We start from the raw sequence: 18,090 nt of genomic DNA, 5'->3' as shown, positions 1-18,090 counted from the left end.
AGCGCCCGTGAGGCGCTTTTTTCTTTGGGCATGGTGGGCGGTTACATGCCGAGTGCGAGCATGGCCGATTCGGACATGCGCGAGCGGTCCCAGGGGGGATCGAAAACCATATTCACGGTGATTTCGTCCACGCGCGGCACCGCCAGCACCTTGTCACACACCTCGTCCACCATGGCCTCGCCCATGCCGCAACCGGGCGCGGTGAGCGTCATGTCGATCAGAGCGCGCAAGTTGCCACCGTCCAGGGGCTCCAATTCGCACCGGTAGACCAGCCCCATGTCAACGATGTTGACTGGAATTTCCGGGTCATAACAGGTCTTGAGCGTTTTCCAGATCAGGCCGCTGACGTCTTCAATCTCGACGTTCTCCGGATGTTCGACTTTTGCGGGCGGTTGTTTGCCAATGGCGTCGGCATCACTTCCCTTCAGGCGCACCAACTGGCCCTCCACCACCAAGGTGAAGAACGAGCCCAGCGCCTGCGTCACCTCGGCCCAGAGGCCGGCGGGTAGATCGATGGGGGAGCCGTCGGGAATGCGCTCGACCGTGACGGGCCGGTGGATCAGCACGTCTTCGCGGATGCGTTTCATCATGGGGATATATCTCCTTGCGTGGATACCGGGGCTTCAGGCACGGCGGCATTGCTGGCAATGGCGTGCATCAGGGCATGCCAGCCCAGCAGTGCACATTTGATGCGGCTGGGGTAGCCGCGCACACCGGCCAGGCTCACCAGCTTGCCCAGTGGTGCGCTCTCGGCATCTTCTTCACCCGTCAGCACCGCGCGAAAATGCTGCTGCAAGGTTTGGGCGGCGGCAATGTCCTGGCCCTTGACCGCTTCGCTCATCATGGAGGCCGAAGCCATACAGATGGCGCAGCCCTGGCCGTGAAAGCGTATGTCTGCGAGGCGCCCGTTGGAAATCGCCAGTTCGACCGACAGATCGTCCCCGCACGAAGGATTGGTGCCGCGGGCCTGGTGTGTGGGCGCCGACAAATGGCCGAAGTTGCGCGGAGCACGTTTGTGCTCCAGCACCAGTTCCTGGTAGAGGTCGGTTTTTGCGCTGCTCATCGCAAAAGCTCCAGGGCTTTGGCCACACCTGCCACCAGGCGTTCGACTTCGTCCTGTGTGTTGTACAGCGCAAACGACGCGCGCGTCGTCGGCCCGCAACCCAGGTGCGTGAGTAGCGGCTGGGCGCAGTGGTGGCCGGTGCGTACGGCGATGCCCTGCCCGTCGAGCAGGGTGCCGATGTCGTGCGGGTGTACGCCCTCGGTCACGAAGGAAACGATGGCGGTGTCCTGGGCATTGGGCGACAGCACGCGCAGACCAGGCAGCGCCGCCAGGCCTTGCACTGCCTGAGTGCGCAGGGCACGCAAATGCTGGTCGATGGCGCTGCGGCCGACGGCGTCAATGAATTTGGCGGCCGCCGCCATGCCAATGGCCCCTCCCACGTTGGGCGTGCCTGCTTCCAGTCGGGCGGGCAGGGCTGCAAAGCTGGCGTCGGTGAAACTGACCCAGTCCACCATATCGCCGCCGACGCGCAGTGGGGCGAGCAACTCAAGCGCGTTGCGCGTGCCAACGAGCGCGCCGGTGCCCATGGGGCCGTACATCTTGTGGCCAGAGAAGGCTAGAAAATCACAGGGCAGAGTGGACACATCCGGTACAGCATGGGCTGCTACCTGCGCGGCGTCCACCACGGTCAGTGCGCCGGCCTGGCGCGCCAATGCCAGCAGGTCGGCTACAGGCGGGCGTTCGCCCGTGGCGTTGGCGCAGGCGGTGACGGCGAACACGCGCGTGCGCGGCGTCAGCAGGCGGGCCAGGTCTTCGGTGTGCAAGCGGCCTTCTGCGTCGGGCAAGAGGATGCGCAATACAGCGCCGCTCACTCGCGCAGCGCGCTGCCAGGGCAGCAGGTTGGCGTGGTGCTCCAGGCCACTGACGATGATCTCGTCGCCTGCCCGCAGGGGGTTGTTGCCCCCTGCGTGCGCTGACAGGCCGTTCGCCACGAGGTTGAGCGATTCAGTGGTGCCCGAGGTGAACACCAGTTCGTGCTCCGCGCCCGCGCCGACAAAACGCTTGAGATCTGCGCGCGCAGCGTCGAAGGCGTCGGTGGCGCGCTGGCTGAGCGCGTGCACGCCTCGGTGGATGTTGGCGCGGTCATTGCGGTCGAAGTGTTGCAACGCGTCCAGCACCGGCTGGGGCATCTGCGTCGTGGCGGCGTTGTCCAGGTAGGCGAGGGCGTTGCCCTGGACGGACTGGGAGAGCACCGGAAACAGCGCGCGCAGGCTGGCGATCTCGGGCGTTGTTGTGGGCACGGCGCCCAATGTGCTGAGCCAGCGGGCGGGGAGCATATTACCCATGGCAGGCCTCCAGACCTTGGCGCAGTACGCCCTGCAGGGCATCACCTTGCATTAGGGCGTCAAGCGTGGCAGGGGCGGTGAAGGCGCGGGAGAGCAAGGCATTGGCCATGCCTTCGACGATGAGGGCGCGTGCCGCTGCCTCGTCCAGCCCCCGCTGACGGGCATAGAACAGGGCGTCTTCAGGCAAGGCGCCCCAGGTGGCTCCGTGGGCCGCCTGTACGTTGTCGTGGTAAATCTCCAGGTGAGGGCGCAGCACCAGCCGGGGCTGGCCGCCCAGTGGGATACCCGTGAGGCGCTGGCGCACGTCGGCTTCGTCAGAGCCGGCTGCAATGTGTGTGCTGGCGTTGGCCACGGCGTGCGCCCTGCCGCTCGCCAGCACCAATGCTTCGCTGTGGCTCGTGGTGCGTGCTGCCGTGTGCCGCATGAGGATCTGCTGCTCGAACTGCGTGTTGGCTGCGCAGGTGAGGCCCGCAATATGTGCAAAGGCGCCTGGGCCGCTCAGAAAAACCTGGCTGCGCTGCAGGTGGTAACGGCTGCCCCCGGCGACAAAGGCCTGAACGTAGCGCGCATTCGCGCCCACCTGGGCATGGACAACATGCGCGCAGCGGTCATCTGCGTGGGGTGCGATGACACGCAGGTGCTGCAGGCTGGCGCCACGCCCAAGGCGCACGTGCAGTTGCAGGTTCTGCACTTTGCCGCCCGGCGCATTGGCGTCGCCCGCCAGATGGAGTTCCCGCAGGATGCAGTGCGCGCCTTCGGCAAGGTCGAGCACGAGGAGTGGAGCCTCCACCTGATTCGTGGGCTGGTGGCGCAACTCCAGTGGCGTGGGTTGCTGTGCGGTGCCTGCCTCCACCCGCAGGCGGACGCCTGTAGTGCAGAGGGCGCGGTGGGCCCAGGCAAAGGGTGCAGCAGCGTCGTCGCCAGGCAGGGCCAGGTCTGAAAACAGCTCGGCGCGCTGCGCGGTGTGGGTGGCGTCCAGCACGCGCTGAGTAATGCCCGAAGGCGTGCCGCCTGCCAGCGTGGTGACGGTCCAGCCGCTATGAGGCGCCGAGGAGGTTGCTGCAGCCTGTTCCAGCCACAACGCTGCTGGTGGTGGTGGCAGGTGGCGAAAAGATTCGTTGCGGGGTGCTACCCAGCCGGTGACGGCGAGGTGATCACGGGCCATCTGCATGGCCTCGTGTGTGGTGATGGTGCGGATGTTCATGGGTTCAAACCTCCGCCAGCTCGGGTGTGTGCACAAAGCCGGTGCGTGCAATGCGCTGCGCCAGGGCCAGGTCACCGCGCTCGGCAATCTGACCGTCGGCCAGGCGCAGTACGGTATCGGGCTGCAGAGACTCGATGAGTTGCAGGTAGTGTGAGACGACGATGAAGGCCGTGCCTTCGCTGCGCAGGCGCTGCACCAGCTCGACGACGGCCCGCACGCCGTCCACGTCCATGCCCGAGTCGATTTCGTCGAGGATGGCCAGGCGTGGGCGCAACAGCGAGAGCTGCAGCAGCTCGTTGCGCTTGCGTTCGCCGCCAGAAAAACCGTCGTTCACCGGGCGCCCCAGCATGGCTTCGGGCAGCCCAAGCTGTGTGGCGGCGGTGCGGGCACAGCCCAGAAAATCGTAGGCATCCTGGGGTTCTTGGCCGCGCGCAGTGCGTACTGCGTTCATGGCGGTGCGGATGAACAGGTTGTTCTTGACGCCCGGAATCTCCGGCGGCGCCTGGAACGAAAGGAACAACCCTGCGCGCGCACGCTCCTGCGGCGCCATGGCGAGCAGGTCTGCGTCGGCGAGGCGCGCAGTGCCGTGGGTGACCTGGTAGGCCGGGTGGCCTGCAAGTGCCAGGCCCAGCGTGCTTTTGCCGCTGCCATTGGCGCCCATGAGCACCACGAGTTCACCCGGGGCGACATCGAAGCTGATGGATTGCAGGATGGTTTTCTCGCCAATAGTGACGCGCAAGGCGTCCAGTTGCAGCAAGGGGGTGGTCGATGTGGTGGGCATGGGGTGTTTCTTTTTTTTGAAAAATGAGGGTGTTCAGCCGACCGAACCTTCTAGCGACACCGCAAGCAGGGCCTTGGCCTCCAGGGCAAACTCCATCGGCAGCTCTTCAAGCACCGATTGGCAGAAGCCGCCGACGATGAGCGCCGTCGCGTCTTCTGGCGCAATGCCGCGCTGCTGGCAATAGAACAACCGGTCCTGGGAAATGCGCGTGGTGGTGGCTTCGTGCTCCACCACGGCGTCGCTGCGCGCTGTGTCGATGTAGGGAAAGGTGTGGGCGCCACATTTGGGGCCAATCAGCAGCGAATCGCACTGCGTGTGGTTGCGCGCATTGGCTGCGGTGGGAGCCACGCGCACCAGGCCGCGATAGCTGTTTTGCGCATTGCCTGCGCTGATGCCCTTGGAGACGATGCGGCTGCTGGTGTTTTTGCCCAGGTGAATCATCTTGGTGCCTGTATCCGCCTGCTGGAAGTGGTTGGACACCGCAATCGAATGGAACTCGCCGCGCGAATCGTCGCCGCGCAGCACCACGCTGGGGTATTTCCAGGTGATCGCCGAGCCGGTTTCGATCTGCGTCCAGGCGATATGGGCGCGTTTGCCGGCACACAGCCCCCGCTTGGTGACGAAGTTGTAGATGCCGCCCAGGCCGTTCTCGTCGCCCGGGTACCAGTTCTGCACGGTTGAATACTTGATGTAGGCGTCGTCATGCGCCACCAGCTCTACCACGGCGGCGTGCAACTGGTTCTCGTCGCGCTGCGGCGCGGTGCAGCCTTCGAGGTAGCTCACGTGGCTGCCTTCCTCGGCAATGATGAGCGTGCGCTCGAACTGGCCGGTGCCTTTGGCGTTGATGCGGAAGTACGAGGACAGCTCCATCGGGCAGCGCACGCCCTTGGGGATGTAGACGAAAGAGCCGTCAGAAAACACGGCCGAGTTCAGTGCTGCGTAGTAGTTGTCGCCCACCGGCACCACGCTGCCCATGTAGCGCTCAATCAGTTCCGGGTGGTGTTCCACGGCGTGCGAGAACGAGCAGAAGATGACGCCCACTTTGGCGAGTTGTTCGCGAAAGGTGGTGCCGACAGACACCGAATCGAACACTGCATCCACCGCCACGCCTGCCAACCGGGCGCGTTCGTGCAGCGGCACGCCCAGCTTGTCGTACGTTTCCAGCAGTTTGGGGTCCACGTCGGCCAGGTTCTTGGGGCCGTCCTTGAGCGATTTGGGGGCCGAGTAGTAACTGAGCGCCTGCAGGTCCACCGGCTGCATGTGCACATGCGCCCATTCGGGGACGGGCATGGTCAGCCAGCGCTCGTAGGCGGCCAGGCGCCATTGGAGCAAAAACTCCGGCTCGCGCTTCTTGCGCGAGATCGCACGAATGGTGCCTTCGTCCAGGCCGGGCGGCAATGAGTCGGACTCCACATCGGTGACGAAACCGTGGCGGTAGGGACGCTCCAACGCCTGCGTCAGAGGTGCTGCTTGGTCAGACGCGCCCATGGCAGAACTCCGGCAAAGAGGGGCGGTTCAAGGCGGTTTTTGAAGTGGCGGGCATGGTGGGGAGTGCTGGTTTTATAGATTCATATAATATGTATCTTTTAATCCGATGGCAACCCAAGATTGATCTTCCGCATCGCAATCAGGGGTTTGGCACGCCTTGGGTGGACGTGCGAAAAGGCGTGCGTCCCTCCAGTTCTTCCAGGTAGGCCGCCACGCCGGCATCCTCGCGTTCAAGAAACCGTTCTACCGCTTCGGCAAACGCCGGGTGGGCCAGCCAGTGGGCACTGGTGGCCTGCACGGGCAGCAGAGCGCGGGCCATTTTGTGCTCGCCCTGGGCGCCGCCTTCAAAGCGCTGCACGCCGTGTTCGATGCACCATTGCAGCGGCTGGTAGTAGCAGGCCTCGAAATGCAGGCAATCGACCCGTTCCAGCGCTCCCCAATAGCGACCATAGGCCACTAGTTGATGCTCATTTTGGCCGCCAGCGCTTGATTCAAAAGCGCTTATTGCTATCAAACTGCTAGCGATTGGTTGGCCATCGCGCTCAGCCACAAACAACAGCCAGGCGTCGGGCATGTGTTGGGCCATGCGGCTGAAAAAATCGCGGGTGAGATAAGGGGGGTTGCCATGTTCGAGATAGGTGCGCTCGTAGCAGCGGTAGAAAAAATCCCAGTCGTGGGGGCTGATGTCGCGGCTCCGCGCCCAGCGAAAACGCACCCCCGCATCGGCCACACGTCGACGCTCCTGGCGGATTTTCTTGCGCTTGTCCTGCGTAAGGCTCGCCAGAAACGTGTCAAAGCTGGAAAAGCGAAGCCCAGAGCCGCTGCCGGGCCGCCCCAAGGCGGCGAGCGCCCCCTCGGGGGGCAGCGAGGACACGCCAGTGCCGAGCGTGGGGGCCACATTCTTCCAATGAAATTGCACCGTGTGCCGCAGCATCAACTGTTGCTGGCAGCACGCCTGCACATCGGCTTCACTGGCAAACAGCACATGCGCCGACGAGACGTTTTCGTCCTCGCACCATTGGCACACCGCTTTTACCAGCAAGGCGCGCGTGTCCGCATCGCGGGCCAGCAGGCGGGAGCCCGGCACTGGGGTGAAGGGCACCGCAACCACCGCTTTGGGGTAATAGGCCACGCCATGTTGCTCATAGGCGCTGGCCCAGGCCCAGTCGAAGACGTATTCGCCGTACGAATGGCTCTTGACATACAGCGGGCAGGCCGCGACCAGTGTGTTGCCATCCCACAGCGTCATGAAGCGGGGCATCCAGCCTGTTCGGGGGGTGGCGCAGCCGCTCTCGTGCAGGGCCACAAGGTACTCATGGCGCATGAATGGGGTGGGGTGGCTCTGGTGGGCGAGCAGTGCGTTCCAGTCAGAGGCATCCACCTCCAGCGGAGAAGTGAGGACGCGGGCGATAATGGCAGCTTCAGTCATGCATGCTTCCGCGTTGTTTTGCCAGCTGCGGGCCTGTATTGGCGGTTTTCAACCTGGCCGCAGAAGCCGAATCCAGTTCCATGACGCTCTCCATTTGCACTGCGCAGCTCAACTTTGTGGTGGGCGATATGCCCAAAAACGCGCAAAAAATCATTGCGGTCGCACGCGACGCCTATGCGCAGGGAGCACGGTTGCTGCTTACGCCTGAGCTGGCCATCTGTGGTTATGCCGCCGAAGACCTGTTTTTGCGCCCCGCCTTCATGGCGGCCTGTGATGATGCCGTGAAAACCGTGGCCCGCGAGACGGCAGGGTTGAAAGGTTTGGCCATTGTGCTGGGCCACCCGCAAGCCTTGTTGCCCGGTGCGCCTGCGTTCAGCGCCTGTTTCAACGCCGCGAGCGTGGTGCGCGACGGCCAGATCGAGCAGACGTATGCCAAGCGCGAGCTACCCAACTACCAAGTGTTCGACGAGCGCCGCTATTTTGTCGCGGGCAGCAAGCCCTGCGTGTTCGAGGTGGAAGGTGTGCGTGTGGGCGTGCTGGTGTGCGAGGACGCCTGGTTTGCCGCACCGGCCCGCGATGCCGCGGCGGCGGGCGCGCAGTTGCTGGCGGTGATCAATGCCTCGCCATTCCATCTGGGCAAAAGCGCCGAGCGAGAAGCCACCATGCGTGAGCGGGTGGCTGAGACCGGTGTGCCGCTGGTGTATGCGCACCTGGTGGGCGGGCAGGACGAGGTGGTGTTCGAGGGCCGGTCTTTTGCCCTGAACGCTGATGGTTCTGTAGCTGGTCGTGGCCCCGGTTTCGAGGAAAAACTGGTGTTTGCGCAGGTACATCAAGCGCAAGCAGCTATCAAAATTGAAGCGCACGTGGCGCCAGAGAAATGCCTTGAGGCCGACCTGTGGGATGCGCTCGTGCTGGGCGTGCGTGATTACGTGGGTAAAAACGGTTTTCCGGGGGCGCTGCTGGGGCTGTCGGGTGGCATTGATTCGGCGTTGGTGCTCGCGATTGCCGTGGATGCCCTGGGCGCTGACAGGGTGCGCGCCGTGATGATGCCTTCACCCTACACCGCCGACATCAGCTGGATTGACGCGCGCGACATGGCCAAACGCATGGGCGTGCGCTATGACGAGATCTCGATCAAGCCACAATTTGAGGCCTTCAAGGCGGCGCTAGCCACTGAATTTGCAGGGCTGCCAGAAGACACCACCGAAGAAAACCTGCAGGCGCGCATCCGGGGCACGCTGCTGATGGCCTTGTCCAACAAGTTTGGCGCCATCGTGCTCACCACGGGCAACAAGAGCGAAATGGCCACCGGCTATTGCACGCTGTATGGCGACATGGCTGGCGGTTTTGCGGTGATTAAGGATGTGGCGAAGACGCGGGTGTTTGACCTGGCGCGCTGGCGCAATGCCAACGATCCGTATGGCACCGGCGCCAACCCGATTCCGGAGCGCATCATCACGCGCCCGCCCAGCGCCGAACTGCGCGCCGACCAAAAAGACCAGGACAGCCTGCCGCCGTATGACGTGCTGGACGCCATCGTGGCGCGCTATATGGAAAACGATGAGCCCATCGAATCCATCGTTGCGGCTGGCTTTGCCCGCGCCGATGTGGAGCGTGTCACCCGCCTCATCAAGTTCAACGAATACAAGCGCCGTCAGGCGCCCGTAGGCGTACGGGTCACACGCCGCAGCTTTGGCAAAGACTGGCGTTACCCTATTACCAATCAATTCAGGGCCTGACGTTCCTTCGTCTGGCTTCTAGCCCGTTCTTTTATTGCCACCAGGAGACCCACCATGAAAATGATCACTGCCGTCATCAAGCCGTTCAAGCTCGAAGAAGTCCGCGAGGCCCTTGCCGAATGTGGTGTGACAGGTCTCACGGTGACCGAGGTCAAAGGCTTCGGCCGTCAGAAGGGCCACACGGAGCTGTATCGCGGCGCCGAGTATGTCGTGGACTTTTTGCCCAAGGTGAAGGTCGAAGTGGTGGTGAAGACCGACGATGTGGACCGTTGTGTGGATGCGATCGTGAACGTGGCGCGCACGGGCAAGATCGGTGATGGCAAGATTTTTGTCACTGCGGTGGAGCGTGTGGTACGCATTCGTACCGGTGACTTGGACGACGCAGCGATCTGATGCCCTGACAGCGCCGCATCTGCTGCCCTGTCTGCATTCGCTGGCGGCGGGATCAGTGTAGGCGGCGCGGTGTTGCAAAACCGGCCCAGTGATTCCGTTGAAGACGGAACCCCTGGGGGGGCTCCACCGGGCTTCAGCCGCGCATCAAATCACCGTACGCAAGGGCACCGGTGCCTGGTCGGGGCCTGCAGACTGCACCAAGAGGCGCAGCAGTTCGTCCGTGTTGGTGGCGGTCACCATCAAGTCCATCTGCCACTCTCCCATGAAACCGCTGGCCACGCTGGTTTGCAGAAACGCCATCAAGGCGTCGTAGTAACCCGCCACATTGAGCAAACCCACCGGTTTGTTGTGGTAGCCCAGTTGGCGCCAGGTCCACACCTCGAAAAGTTCTTCAAAGGTGCCGATACCGCCGGGCAGTGCCACAAACGCGTCGCTGCGTTCTGCCATCAGGGCTTTGCGTTCGTGCATCGTCTGCACGATGTGCAGTTCATCGCACAGCCGATTGGCCAGTTCCTTGTCCACCAGGGCTTGTGGGATCACGCCCACCACCCGCCCTCCCGCCAGGCGGGTGGCCTCGGCCACGGTGCCCATGAGGCCGCCACGACCGCCGCCGTACACCAGTTGCCCTCCATGCGAGCCAATCCATTGCCCAACGGCTTGCGCCGCTTGGGCGAATGCGGGGTTCTCGCCTGGACGCGAGCCGCAATAAACGCAGAGGGAAAAAGCGGGTTCAGCCATGAAAAAACCTTTGATAAATAGCGGCTGTCCAGATGCCAGCGCACAGAAGCAGTGCCAGAAGCACCGCTGCGCTGCCCATGTCCTTGGCTTGTTTGGACAGGTCGTGCCATTCTGGCCCGATGCGGTCGATGGCCGCTTCAATACCGGTGTTAAGCAGTTCGACAACCATCACCAGGACGACTGACCCCGCCAGCAGAGCCACCTCCACCCAGCTGCGTCCCAGCCAGGCCGACAGCGGCACCAAGACCATGGCGGCCATCGCTTCCTGGCGAAATGCTGTTTCGTTCCAGCCAGCTCGCAGGCCCTGTACGGAATATCCGCCCGCATGCCAGATGCGGTTCAGGCCGGACCGCGCCTTCTGGGGATTGGCCGGTGCATCGGGCTGGAGAGGGGGAGAGGTCGTGGCGGGCGTGGAAGTGGGGCGTGGCGGCATGCGGCTATTTCTTCTTGGGGTCAAAGTGCACCAGACGAGTGCCTGCCAGCGCATCGTGCCAAAACTGGCGATCAGGGTGAAAGCGGCTCAGAAGGGCCCATATGGCCACCCAACCCATCACGATGACGGCAGACTCCCCCCCCGGCAGTGAAAAGGGCGCAGTGACAGCGAGTGGGGGCAAAAACCACAACCAGCTCACCACATAGCGCAAAAGAGCACGGGCCTGGGTGATGGGCCGCCCCCCCTTGTCGACGACACGGATGTGCCAAGTCTTCTGGGCAAGGGTCTGGCCTTTGGCCCAGAACCAGGTGAAATAAATGCCGAACACCACAAACAGAAAGGCCTGAAGGACGTGGCGGTTGTCCATCGCATTGCGGGTCTGGCTCAGCGTGCCGAAGAGGTATCCGGCGATAAAAACCACTCCGAACAGCAGCATGCCTTCATAAAGCCAGCAGGCCATGCGGCGCCCCAGGTTGGGCGTTGCACCGAAAAACATGGGGGCGGGTGTTGTGCAGGTGTCGGCCTGCGGCGTCTGTGCAGAGTGAGAAACGGGCATTCCAGGGCGACCAGTCGGGGCCGAAGCAGGTGACAAACCTACTGAGGATACACGCCCGAGGTGTCAGGGGTAACAGGCGGGGGCGCGGCGGCTGCGGCAGGTTCGGTCGGGCCGGTTGACAACGGCGGCAGCGCAGCGGGCACAGCCACAGGCACCGCCACAGGGGCTGTTTCAACACCGGGCGTCGGGGGCACCATGCTGCCGGATTGTGATGTGCCCGCGCTTGCCGCGGGTGTTGCGGGCGTTGCCGTCACTGGCCCTGCGGCGCGGTGCAAGTGCTCGGTGTCGGGGGGGATCTTGGGTGCATTGGGTCGGTTGGGGTTGCCCTCGGTTGCCGCGGGCACCTGCGCCAACTTCCGGCGAGGAATGGGGCGCAAGGCTGTGGCCGCGCCAGCGGGCTTTGGCGCAGCCCGTGCCGCGAGCGCCCGGCGCTCCGAATCGGTCAGCGCCTGGTAGGCCTCCCACTGCGCACGTTTGTCGTCGCCAGCGAGCTTGTTGGTGACGGCGTAATTGAGGCGTGCCTGGTTGCGTTGCTGGGCGCTCAAATTGGCCCAATCGGTAATGCGGTTCAGAAACTTTGTCTGCTCTTCGGGCGAAAGGGTGGGAAAGCTGATCGCCAGCGTCAGCCATCGACGCTTTTGCGTTTCGCTGATGTGTGCCCAACGCTCGGCCAGCGGGTAGAGGGCCTGTTTTTGGGGCGTTGTCAGGGTTTCCCATCCGGGGCCCGATTCAACCTGCGCGGCGGCTGCCGGGTTGGCTGTGGCCTGAACGCGTGCATTGTTGGGGCTGGCCACGGCGGCCTCGGCACCCGGTGGCAGCACCGTGCCCGGCGCCATGCGCATCTGCACCCATACCTGGCCGCCCACTGCTGTGAGGACGCCCAAGAGCGCCAACGCCAGCACAAAGGCTGGCAGGACAGGGGAGGCGTCAGAAGAGCTTGGGTGCATGCAGTCCAGAGTCAGGCGGTTCAGTTCGAATGTGCCGAGGTCTTGAGGAATTGTACGAAGCCCGGGTCGGCGTACGCATCTGGCGGCAGATCGTCAGTCAACAAAGCCGCATCCACTTCGGCCACGTCGCTGGCGCTGCGTTCGTCCTGCGCTATGTTGATGACCACCAGGCCTACGACCAATGCCAACAACGGCACCGCAGACACCACGGCGTTCCACCAGCTGCCGCGCCCCAAGGTTGCCGACGTACCCATAGAAATCACCGCAGATGCGGGCGCTGTGCGCTTGACTGGCGCCACAACCTTGCGTTTGGCCAGTGCCTGCATGCGCGATGCGCGCAAGCGCTCCGAGATGTCATAGGGCAAATCGTCCGTCCCGCTGGATAGACGCGCCGTCACGCGCCGCGCAAAACGCTCTGCGGCAACTTCTGCAGGTGTCGATGGGCTCTGGGCGGTGATTTTCATGGCTCTATTCCTTTGGCCTTCAAGGCTTTGCTGAGCGTTTGTATGGCACGAAAACAGTGGGTTTTGACGCTGCCTTCCGAACAACCCATAGCGGCTGCCGTTTCTGCTACATCCATTTCTTCCCAGTAACGCATGAGGAACGCTTCCCGTTGACGTGGGGGTAGTTCTGCGATCTCAGCTTCAATGCCGTGAAATATCTGGACCCGGCGGGTAATGTCTTCTGCGCTTTCCGCTTTGTCGCTGCCTTCGGGGCCGGAATAAGCTTCAAACAAATCAAAATCCGTGCCATCTTCTCCGGTGCCTTCGAAGTCGCTCATGCTCGAAAACAGTGCATTGCGCGTTTTCTGGCGGCGAAACCAGTCAAGCGTGCAGTTGGACAAGATGCGCTGATAGAGCATCGGAAGCTCAGCGGCTGGCTTGTCCCCATAGTGCTCGGCCAGCTTGAGCATGCTGTCCTGCACGATGTCGAGCGCCGCTTCCTCATTGCGAACGTGGTAGACCGAACGCTTGAATGCGCGTTTTTCTACACTTTTGAGGAAGTCGGAGAGTTCTTGTTCAGTTGCCAAGACGGGTGAGCCCGAGAAGGGTGGCGTGAAGGCGCGCGGTATTTTGGCGATCCAGCGCTCTAAAGCTGTCGATTATCGCATCCGGCCGGGTTTTTTTAGCGCCAGATGTGTTTTGCATGTGTTGCAGTGCGATAATTAAAGCTGCAATTCAAAGGCAAACGGGTCCTGGTCCGGCGCGGCAATCATCCCGCTCATGTCCATGGGCCTCAAGTTCCAAGCTGGCTTCACAAGAGCGCATGCGAGGAGCACCCAAGGTTTTTCGTCAGAGAAATTCACAAAGGTTGATCGATCATGGAAATCTCCAAAGCTGAACACAGTTCGGCGGCCGCTGCTTCGCAGGGCTCCACTTCCCCCGCTTCCGGTTCGCAGGACCTCATGGGTTCTGAGATCCTCATCAAGTCGCTTCAGGCTGAGAACGTCCAGTACATCTGGGGCTATCCCGGTGGTGCGGTTCTCTATATTTACGACGCGCTCTACAAGCAAGACACCATCCAGCACGTGCTGGTGCGCCACGAACAGGCGGCAGTGCACGCCGCTGACGGCTATGCCCGCGCCACGGGCGAAGTGGGTGTGGCGCTGGTCACCTCGGGCCCTGGTCTCACCAATGCGGTCACCGGGATTGCCACGGCGTACATGGACAGCATTCCGATGGTGATCATCTCCGGCCAGGTTCCGACTGCGGCGATTGGCCTGGATGCCTTCCAGGAGTGCGATACCGTTGGCATCACCCGCCCCATCGTCAAGCACAACTTCCTGGTTAAGGATGCGCGCGATCTGGCCGCGACGATGAAAAAGGCGTTTCATATCGCACGCACCGGCCGCCCTGGCCCTGTCGTGGTGGATGTGCCCAAGGACGTGTCGTTCAAGAAAGTGCCCTACGCCGGGTACCCACAGACGGTGGAAATGCGCTCTTACAACCCGGTGCGCAAGGGCCATGGCGGGCAGATCCGCAAGGCGCTTCAACTGCTGCTGACCGCCAAGCGCCCTTATATCTATACGGGTGGTGGCGTGCTGCTGGGCAACGCCACGAACGAACTGCGCACCTTGGTGGACATGCTGGGCTATCCGGTCACCAACACGCTGATGGGCCTGGGTGCCTACCCCGCGTCTGACCGCAAGTTCCTGGGCATGCTGGGCATGCACGGTACGGTCGAAGCCAACAATGCCATGCAGAACTGCGACGTGCTGCTGGCCGTGGGCGCGCGCTTCGATGATCGCGTGATCGGCAACCCCAAGCACTTCGCGCAAAACGACCGCAAGATCATCCATGTGGATATCGATCCGTCGAGCATTTCCAAGCGCGTCAAGGTCGACATCCCTATCGTGGGCGATGTGAAAGACGTGCTGACGGAGCTGATCTCGATGATCCGCGAGAGCAGCACGCGTCCCGACGCTGGAGCGCTCGCCGCCTGGTGGGACACCATCGAAGGCTGGCGCAAGCGCGATTGCCTCAAATACAGCATGGGCAGCCCTGATGTCATCAAGCCGCAGTACGTCGTCGAGACGCTCTGGAACATGACCAAGGATGCAGACACCTACATCACCTCGGACGTGGGGCAGCACCAGATGTGGGCTGCGCAGTACTACCGCTTCGATGAGCCGCGCCGCTGGATCAACTCCGGCGGCCTGGGCACCATGGGCGTGGGCATTCCCTACGCCATGGGCATCAAGCTGGCCAAGCCGCAGTCCGAAGTGTTCTGCATTACGGGTGAAGGCTCGGTGCAGATGAACATCCAGGAACTGTCCACCTGCCTGCAATACAACACGCCGATCAAGATCTGCTCGCTGAACAACCGCTACCTGGGCATGGTGCGCCAGTGGCAGGAGATCGAATACTCCGGCCGCTACAGCCACAGCTACATGGACGCGTTGCCCAATTTTGTGAAGCTGGCCGAGGCCTATGGTCACGTGGGTATGCTGATCGAGCACCCCAAGGATGTGGAGCCCGCGCTGCGCGAAGCCCGCAAACTCAAGGACCGCACGGTGTTCATGGACTTCCGCACAGACCCCACCGAGAACGTGTTCCCGATGGTGCAGTCCGGCAAGGGCATCACCGAGATGTTGCTGGGGTCGGAAGACCTTTAAGCCTAATCGGTCTCTAGCGCTTATGCAGTAAGCGCAAGCTGCTATATTTTTGGTAGCTATCTTTTTTTGACGAATCTATTGCCTGCCAAGCCCGCGCATTACCGTGCGCGGGGGAGGGCAGCGAAATGAGGAATCTCTTCATCATGAAACACATCATTGCCGTTTTGCTCGAAAACGAACCCGGTGCGCTGTCACGCGTGGTGGGTCTGTTTTCTGCCCGTGGCTACAACATCGAATCGCTCACCGTGGCCCCCACCGAGGATGCATCGCTGTCGCGCATGACCATCCAGACCACGGGTTCCGACGAGGTGATCGAGCAGATCACCAAGCACCTGAACCGACTCATCGAGGTCGTGAAGGTGGTGGACCTCACCGAAGGCGCCTACACCGAGCGTGAGCTCATGATGGTGAAGGTGCGTGCCGTGGGCAAGGAGCGCGAGGAGATGAAGCGCATGGCCGACATCTTCCGTGGCCGCATCATCGACGTGACCGAGAAAAGCTACACCATCGAGCTCACCGGCGACCAGTCCAAGAACGACGCCTTCCTGCAGGCCATCGACCGCACGGCGATCCTGGAAACCGTGCGCACCGGTGCCAGCGGCATCGGCCGCGGCGAGCGCATCCTGCGCGTGTAAGACAATTCCCTGTTTTTTATTCCCCCCCAACAACGTATTTCAACCGGAGCGACCCATGAAAGTTTTCTACGACAAAGACTGTGACCTGAGCCTGATCAAGGGCAAGACCGTTGCCATCATCGGCTACGGCTCGCAAGGCCACGCCCATGCACAAAACCTGAACGACAGCGGCGTGAAGGTCGTGGTGGGCCTGCGCAAGGGCGGGGCATCGTGGGATAAGGTTGGCAAGGCCGGCCTGAAGGTGGCTGAAGTCAACGACGCGGTCGCATCGGCCGACGTCGTGATGATTTTGCTGCCTGATGAAAATATCGCAGGCGTCTACAGCGAAATCGAGCCACACCTGAAAAAGGGCGCCTCGCTGGCTTTTGCCCATGGCTTCAATGTGCACTACAACCAGGTGGTGCCCCGCGCCGATCTGGACGTGTGGATGGTCGCCCCCAAGGCGCCTGGCCACACCGTGCGCAACACCTACACGCAAGGCGGTGGTGTGCCCCACCTCGTGGCCGTGCACCAGGACAAGAGCGGCAAAGCCCGTGATCTGGCACTGAGCTACGCCATGGCCAATGGTGGCGGCAAGGCCGGCATCATCGAGACAAACTTCAAGGAAGAAACCGAGACCGACCTGTTCGGTGAGCAAGCCGTGCTGTGCGGCGGCGCTGTCGAGCTGATCAAGATGGGTTATGAAACCCTGGTCGAAGCTGGCTACGCCCCTGAAATGGCTTACTTCGAATGCCTGCACGAGCTCAAACTCATCGTGGACCTGATCTACGAAGGCGGCATTGCGAACATGAACTACTCGATCTCGAACAACGCCGAGTACGGCGAGTACGTGACTGGTCCTGAAGTCATCAACGAAGAATCCCGCAAGGCCATGCGCAACGCTTTGAAGCGCATCCAGAACGGTGAATACGCCAAGATGTTCATCCAGGAAGGTCGCCTGAACTACCCGTCGATGACCGCCCGCCGCCGCAACACGGCTGACCACAGCATCGAAGTGGTGGGTGGCAAGCTGCGCGCCATGATGCCTTGGATCGCCAAGAACAAGCTGGTCGATCAAACCCGCAACTGATCATTGCTCTGGGCAAAACATCAAAGGCCACTTCGGTGGCCTTTTTTGTGGGCCGGCCGTCGTGTATCAAAGCGCTACACTGCGGCCTTCACTTTTTGCGCGCGCAGTGGTTGATCTGTGCCGCAGATAATTTTCACTATAAATTTAATAGCTGCTTGCGCTTGTTGCACAGGCGCTGGAGGCCATTTGATGCATGACGGCAATGAATCCACCAATCCTCCGGGTGTGATGGTGCGCAAGCGCCGCAAGGGCATCTACATCTTGCCCAACCTCTTCACGCTGGCGGCGCTGTTTGGTGGTTTCTATTCCATCGTTATGGCCATGAACGGCCGCTTCGATATGGCGGCTATCGGGGTCTTCTGCGCCATGGTGCTCGATAGCCTGGATGGCCGCGTGGCGCGCATGACGAACACACAAAGTGCGTTCGGAGAGCAGATGGATTCGCTGTCGGACATGGTGTCCTTTGGAGCGGCGCCCGCCTTGATCGCGTATGAATGGTCGCTGCAAGGATTGGGGCGCTGGGGTTGGATTGCCGCGTTTGTTTATTGCGCTTGCGCGGCGCTTCGGCTCGCGCGTTTCAACGTGAACACGAGCGTCGTGGACAAGCGGTATTTTCAGGGGTTGCCGTCGCCGGCTGCGGCAGCCCTGGTGGCCGGTTTTATCTGGCTGATGACTGAATTGGGCGTGCATCCGGGCGAGAGCCTGTGGCTGAGCTGGAACCAGATCACCTGGCTCATGTTTGGCTTTACGCTGTATGCGGGCCTGACCATGGTGACCAATGTGCCTTTCTATAGTTTCAAGGACATCCAAATGAAAAAGAGCGTGCCTTTTGCCGCGATCGTGCTGATCGCGCTGGGCATTGCCATCATCAATATCCACCCGCCCATCGTACTTTTCGGCGTGTTTGTGATTTATGGCCTGAGCGGATACGGCGTGTACGCGTGGCGCAGAGCCCAAGGCCAGTACAGCAGCGTGATCAGCACTTCAACCGACGAACCCGATGAACGTGGTCTTCACAAGTGACCGCTTTTGCGCCTTCAGACATGTGCTACATTGGACGGCATGAAGATGTTTGCATTAGCCCTACTGCTACCTCCCCGCGGGCGGAGACGGTAGGCGCACGCGCACACTTTATCCACAAAGGCCCGTATGCACCCGCAACGGGCCTTTTGTTTTGGGCGCCAGATTTTGACCTTGCGGGACCCTCACCCACC

Annotated in this window: 19 protein-coding genes; 6 read left to right on the top strand and 13 right to left on the bottom strand. The window is 62.0% G+C overall.

Going from position 1 to position 18,090, the window contains the following annotated elements; translation table 11 throughout:
- Positions 1-41: 41 nt before the first annotated feature.
- The 7 genes from sufT to KI609_RS14195 form a co-directional block, all read right to left on the bottom strand.
- Positions 42-587 (bottom strand): putative Fe-S cluster assembly protein SufT, encoded by a 546-nt coding sequence (gene sufT / locus KI609_RS14225; protein WP_226450420.1) that lies wholly within the window; start codon positions 585-587, stop codon positions 42-44.
- On the bottom strand, positions 587-1,063 hold the full coding sequence (gene sufU, locus KI609_RS14220; protein ID WP_226444202.1) for a Fe-S cluster assembly sulfur transfer protein SufU: 477 nt from the start codon (positions 1,061-1,063) through the stop codon (positions 587-589). Before sufU ends, sufT begins: the two co-directional genes overlap by 1 nt.
- Complete coding sequence (locus tag KI609_RS14215; RefSeq protein ID WP_413463324.1) at positions 1,060-2,349, bottom strand: aminotransferase class V-fold PLP-dependent enzyme; 1,290 nt, start codon at positions 2,347-2,349, stop codon at positions 1,060-1,062. The genes sufU and KI609_RS14215 overlap by 4 nt, the downstream gene beginning before the upstream one ends.
- A complete protein-coding gene (locus KI609_RS14210) occupies positions 2,342-3,553 on the bottom strand; it encodes a SufD family Fe-S cluster assembly protein (RefSeq protein WP_226444200.1) in 1,212 nt (403 codons plus the stop codon). The genes KI609_RS14215 and KI609_RS14210 overlap by 8 nt, the downstream gene beginning before the upstream one ends.
- Positions 3,554-3,557: 4 nt before the next feature.
- The gene (sufC, locus tag KI609_RS14205) at positions 3,558-4,334 is read right to left on the bottom strand and encodes a Fe-S cluster assembly ATPase SufC (protein ID WP_226444198.1); all 777 of its coding nucleotides are present in this window, start codon (positions 4,332-4,334) and stop codon (positions 3,558-3,560) included.
- A gap of 33 nt (positions 4,335-4,367) precedes the next feature.
- Positions 4,368-5,822 (bottom strand): Fe-S cluster assembly protein SufB, encoded by a 1,455-nt coding sequence (gene sufB / locus KI609_RS14200; protein WP_226444196.1) that lies wholly within the window; start codon positions 5,820-5,822, stop codon positions 4,368-4,370.
- A gap of 139 nt (positions 5,823-5,961) precedes the next feature.
- Positions 5,962-7,251 carry a GNAT family N-acetyltransferase gene (locus KI609_RS14195; RefSeq protein WP_226444194.1) on the bottom strand — a complete coding sequence of 430 codons (1,290 nt, stop codon included), beginning with the start codon at positions 7,249-7,251 and terminating at the stop codon, positions 5,962-5,964.
- A gap of 80 nt (positions 7,252-7,331) precedes the next feature.
- Here KI609_RS14195 and KI609_RS14190 point away from each other — a divergent pair, with 80 nt between their 5' ends.
- Together KI609_RS14190 and KI609_RS14185 are read left to right on the top strand one after the other, a co-directional pair.
- Positions 7,332-8,990, top strand: a complete 1,659-nt coding sequence (locus KI609_RS14190) for an NAD+ synthase (protein ID WP_226444192.1) — start codon at positions 7,332-7,334, stop codon at positions 8,988-8,990.
- Positions 8,991-9,044: 54 nt separating this feature from the next.
- Positions 9,045-9,383 (top strand): P-II family nitrogen regulator, encoded by a 339-nt coding sequence (locus tag KI609_RS14185; RefSeq protein ID WP_226444190.1) that lies wholly within the window; start codon positions 9,045-9,047, stop codon positions 9,381-9,383.
- Positions 9,384-9,527: 144 nt separating this feature from the next.
- Here KI609_RS14185 and KI609_RS14180 read toward each other — a convergent pair whose 3' ends face one another.
- The 6 genes from KI609_RS14180 to KI609_RS14155 all read right to left on the bottom strand — a co-directional run bounded on the left by KI609_RS14180 (position 9,528) and on the right by KI609_RS14155 (position 13,087).
- Positions 9,528-10,121: a TIGR00730 family Rossman fold protein gene (locus KI609_RS14180; protein WP_226444188.1), complete on the bottom strand. Its 594-nt coding sequence runs from the start codon at positions 10,119-10,121 to the stop codon at positions 9,528-9,530.
- On the bottom strand, positions 10,114-10,554 hold the full coding sequence (locus tag KI609_RS14175; protein WP_226444186.1) for a diacylglycerol kinase: 441 nt from the start codon (positions 10,552-10,554) through the stop codon (positions 10,114-10,116). Before KI609_RS14175 ends, KI609_RS14180 begins: the two co-directional genes overlap by 8 nt.
- Positions 10,555-10,558: 4 nt before the next feature.
- Positions 10,559-11,050 (bottom strand): RDD family protein, encoded by a 492-nt coding sequence (locus tag KI609_RS14170; RefSeq protein WP_226444184.1) that lies wholly within the window; start codon positions 11,048-11,050, stop codon positions 10,559-10,561.
- 98 nt (positions 11,051-11,148) lie between these two features.
- Positions 11,149-12,057 (bottom strand): DUF3106 domain-containing protein, encoded by a 909-nt coding sequence (locus KI609_RS14165; protein WP_226444183.1) that lies wholly within the window; start codon positions 12,055-12,057, stop codon positions 11,149-11,151.
- Positions 12,058-12,077: 20 nt separating this feature from the next.
- The gene (locus KI609_RS14160) at positions 12,078-12,521 is read right to left on the bottom strand and encodes a DUF3619 family protein (RefSeq protein WP_226444182.1); all 444 of its coding nucleotides are present in this window, start codon (positions 12,519-12,521) and stop codon (positions 12,078-12,080) included.
- Positions 12,518-13,087, bottom strand: coding sequence for an RNA polymerase sigma factor (locus KI609_RS14155; protein WP_226444181.1), 570 nt, complete (start codon positions 13,085-13,087; stop codon positions 12,518-12,520). Before KI609_RS14155 ends, KI609_RS14160 begins: the two co-directional genes overlap by 4 nt.
- Before the next feature lie 291 nt (positions 13,088-13,378).
- Here KI609_RS14155 and KI609_RS14150 point away from each other — a divergent pair, with 291 nt between their 5' ends.
- The 4 genes from KI609_RS14150 to pssA all read left to right on the top strand — a co-directional run bounded on the left by KI609_RS14150 (position 13,379) and on the right by pssA (position 17,899).
- Entirely contained in the window at positions 13,379-15,172 is a 1,794-nt protein-coding gene (locus tag KI609_RS14150; protein WP_226444180.1) for an acetolactate synthase 3 catalytic subunit, read from the top strand.
- Between the two features lie 143 nt (positions 15,173-15,315).
- Positions 15,316-15,807, top strand: coding sequence for an acetolactate synthase small subunit (gene ilvN, locus KI609_RS14145; RefSeq protein WP_226444179.1), 492 nt, complete (start codon positions 15,316-15,318; stop codon positions 15,805-15,807).
- 55 nt (positions 15,808-15,862) lie between these two features.
- Positions 15,863-16,876, top strand: coding sequence for a ketol-acid reductoisomerase (gene ilvC / locus KI609_RS14140; RefSeq protein ID WP_226444178.1), 1,014 nt, complete (start codon positions 15,863-15,865; stop codon positions 16,874-16,876).
- A 189-nt stretch (positions 16,877-17,065) separates the two neighbouring features.
- Positions 17,066-17,899 carry a CDP-diacylglycerol--serine O-phosphatidyltransferase gene (gene pssA, locus KI609_RS14135; RefSeq protein ID WP_226450416.1) on the top strand — a complete coding sequence of 278 codons (834 nt, stop codon included), beginning with the start codon at positions 17,066-17,068 and terminating at the stop codon, positions 17,897-17,899.
- Positions 17,900-18,090 lie beyond the last annotated feature (191 nt).

Origin of the sequence: Acidovorax radicis (genome assembly GCF_020510705.1) — a bacterium.
GTDB classification, from domain to species: Bacteria; Pseudomonadota; Gammaproteobacteria; order Burkholderiales; family Burkholderiaceae_C; genus Acidovorax; species Acidovorax radicis_A.
Note: the sequence above shows the minus strand (reverse complement) of the source record. Positions and strands in the feature narration are given on the sequence as shown.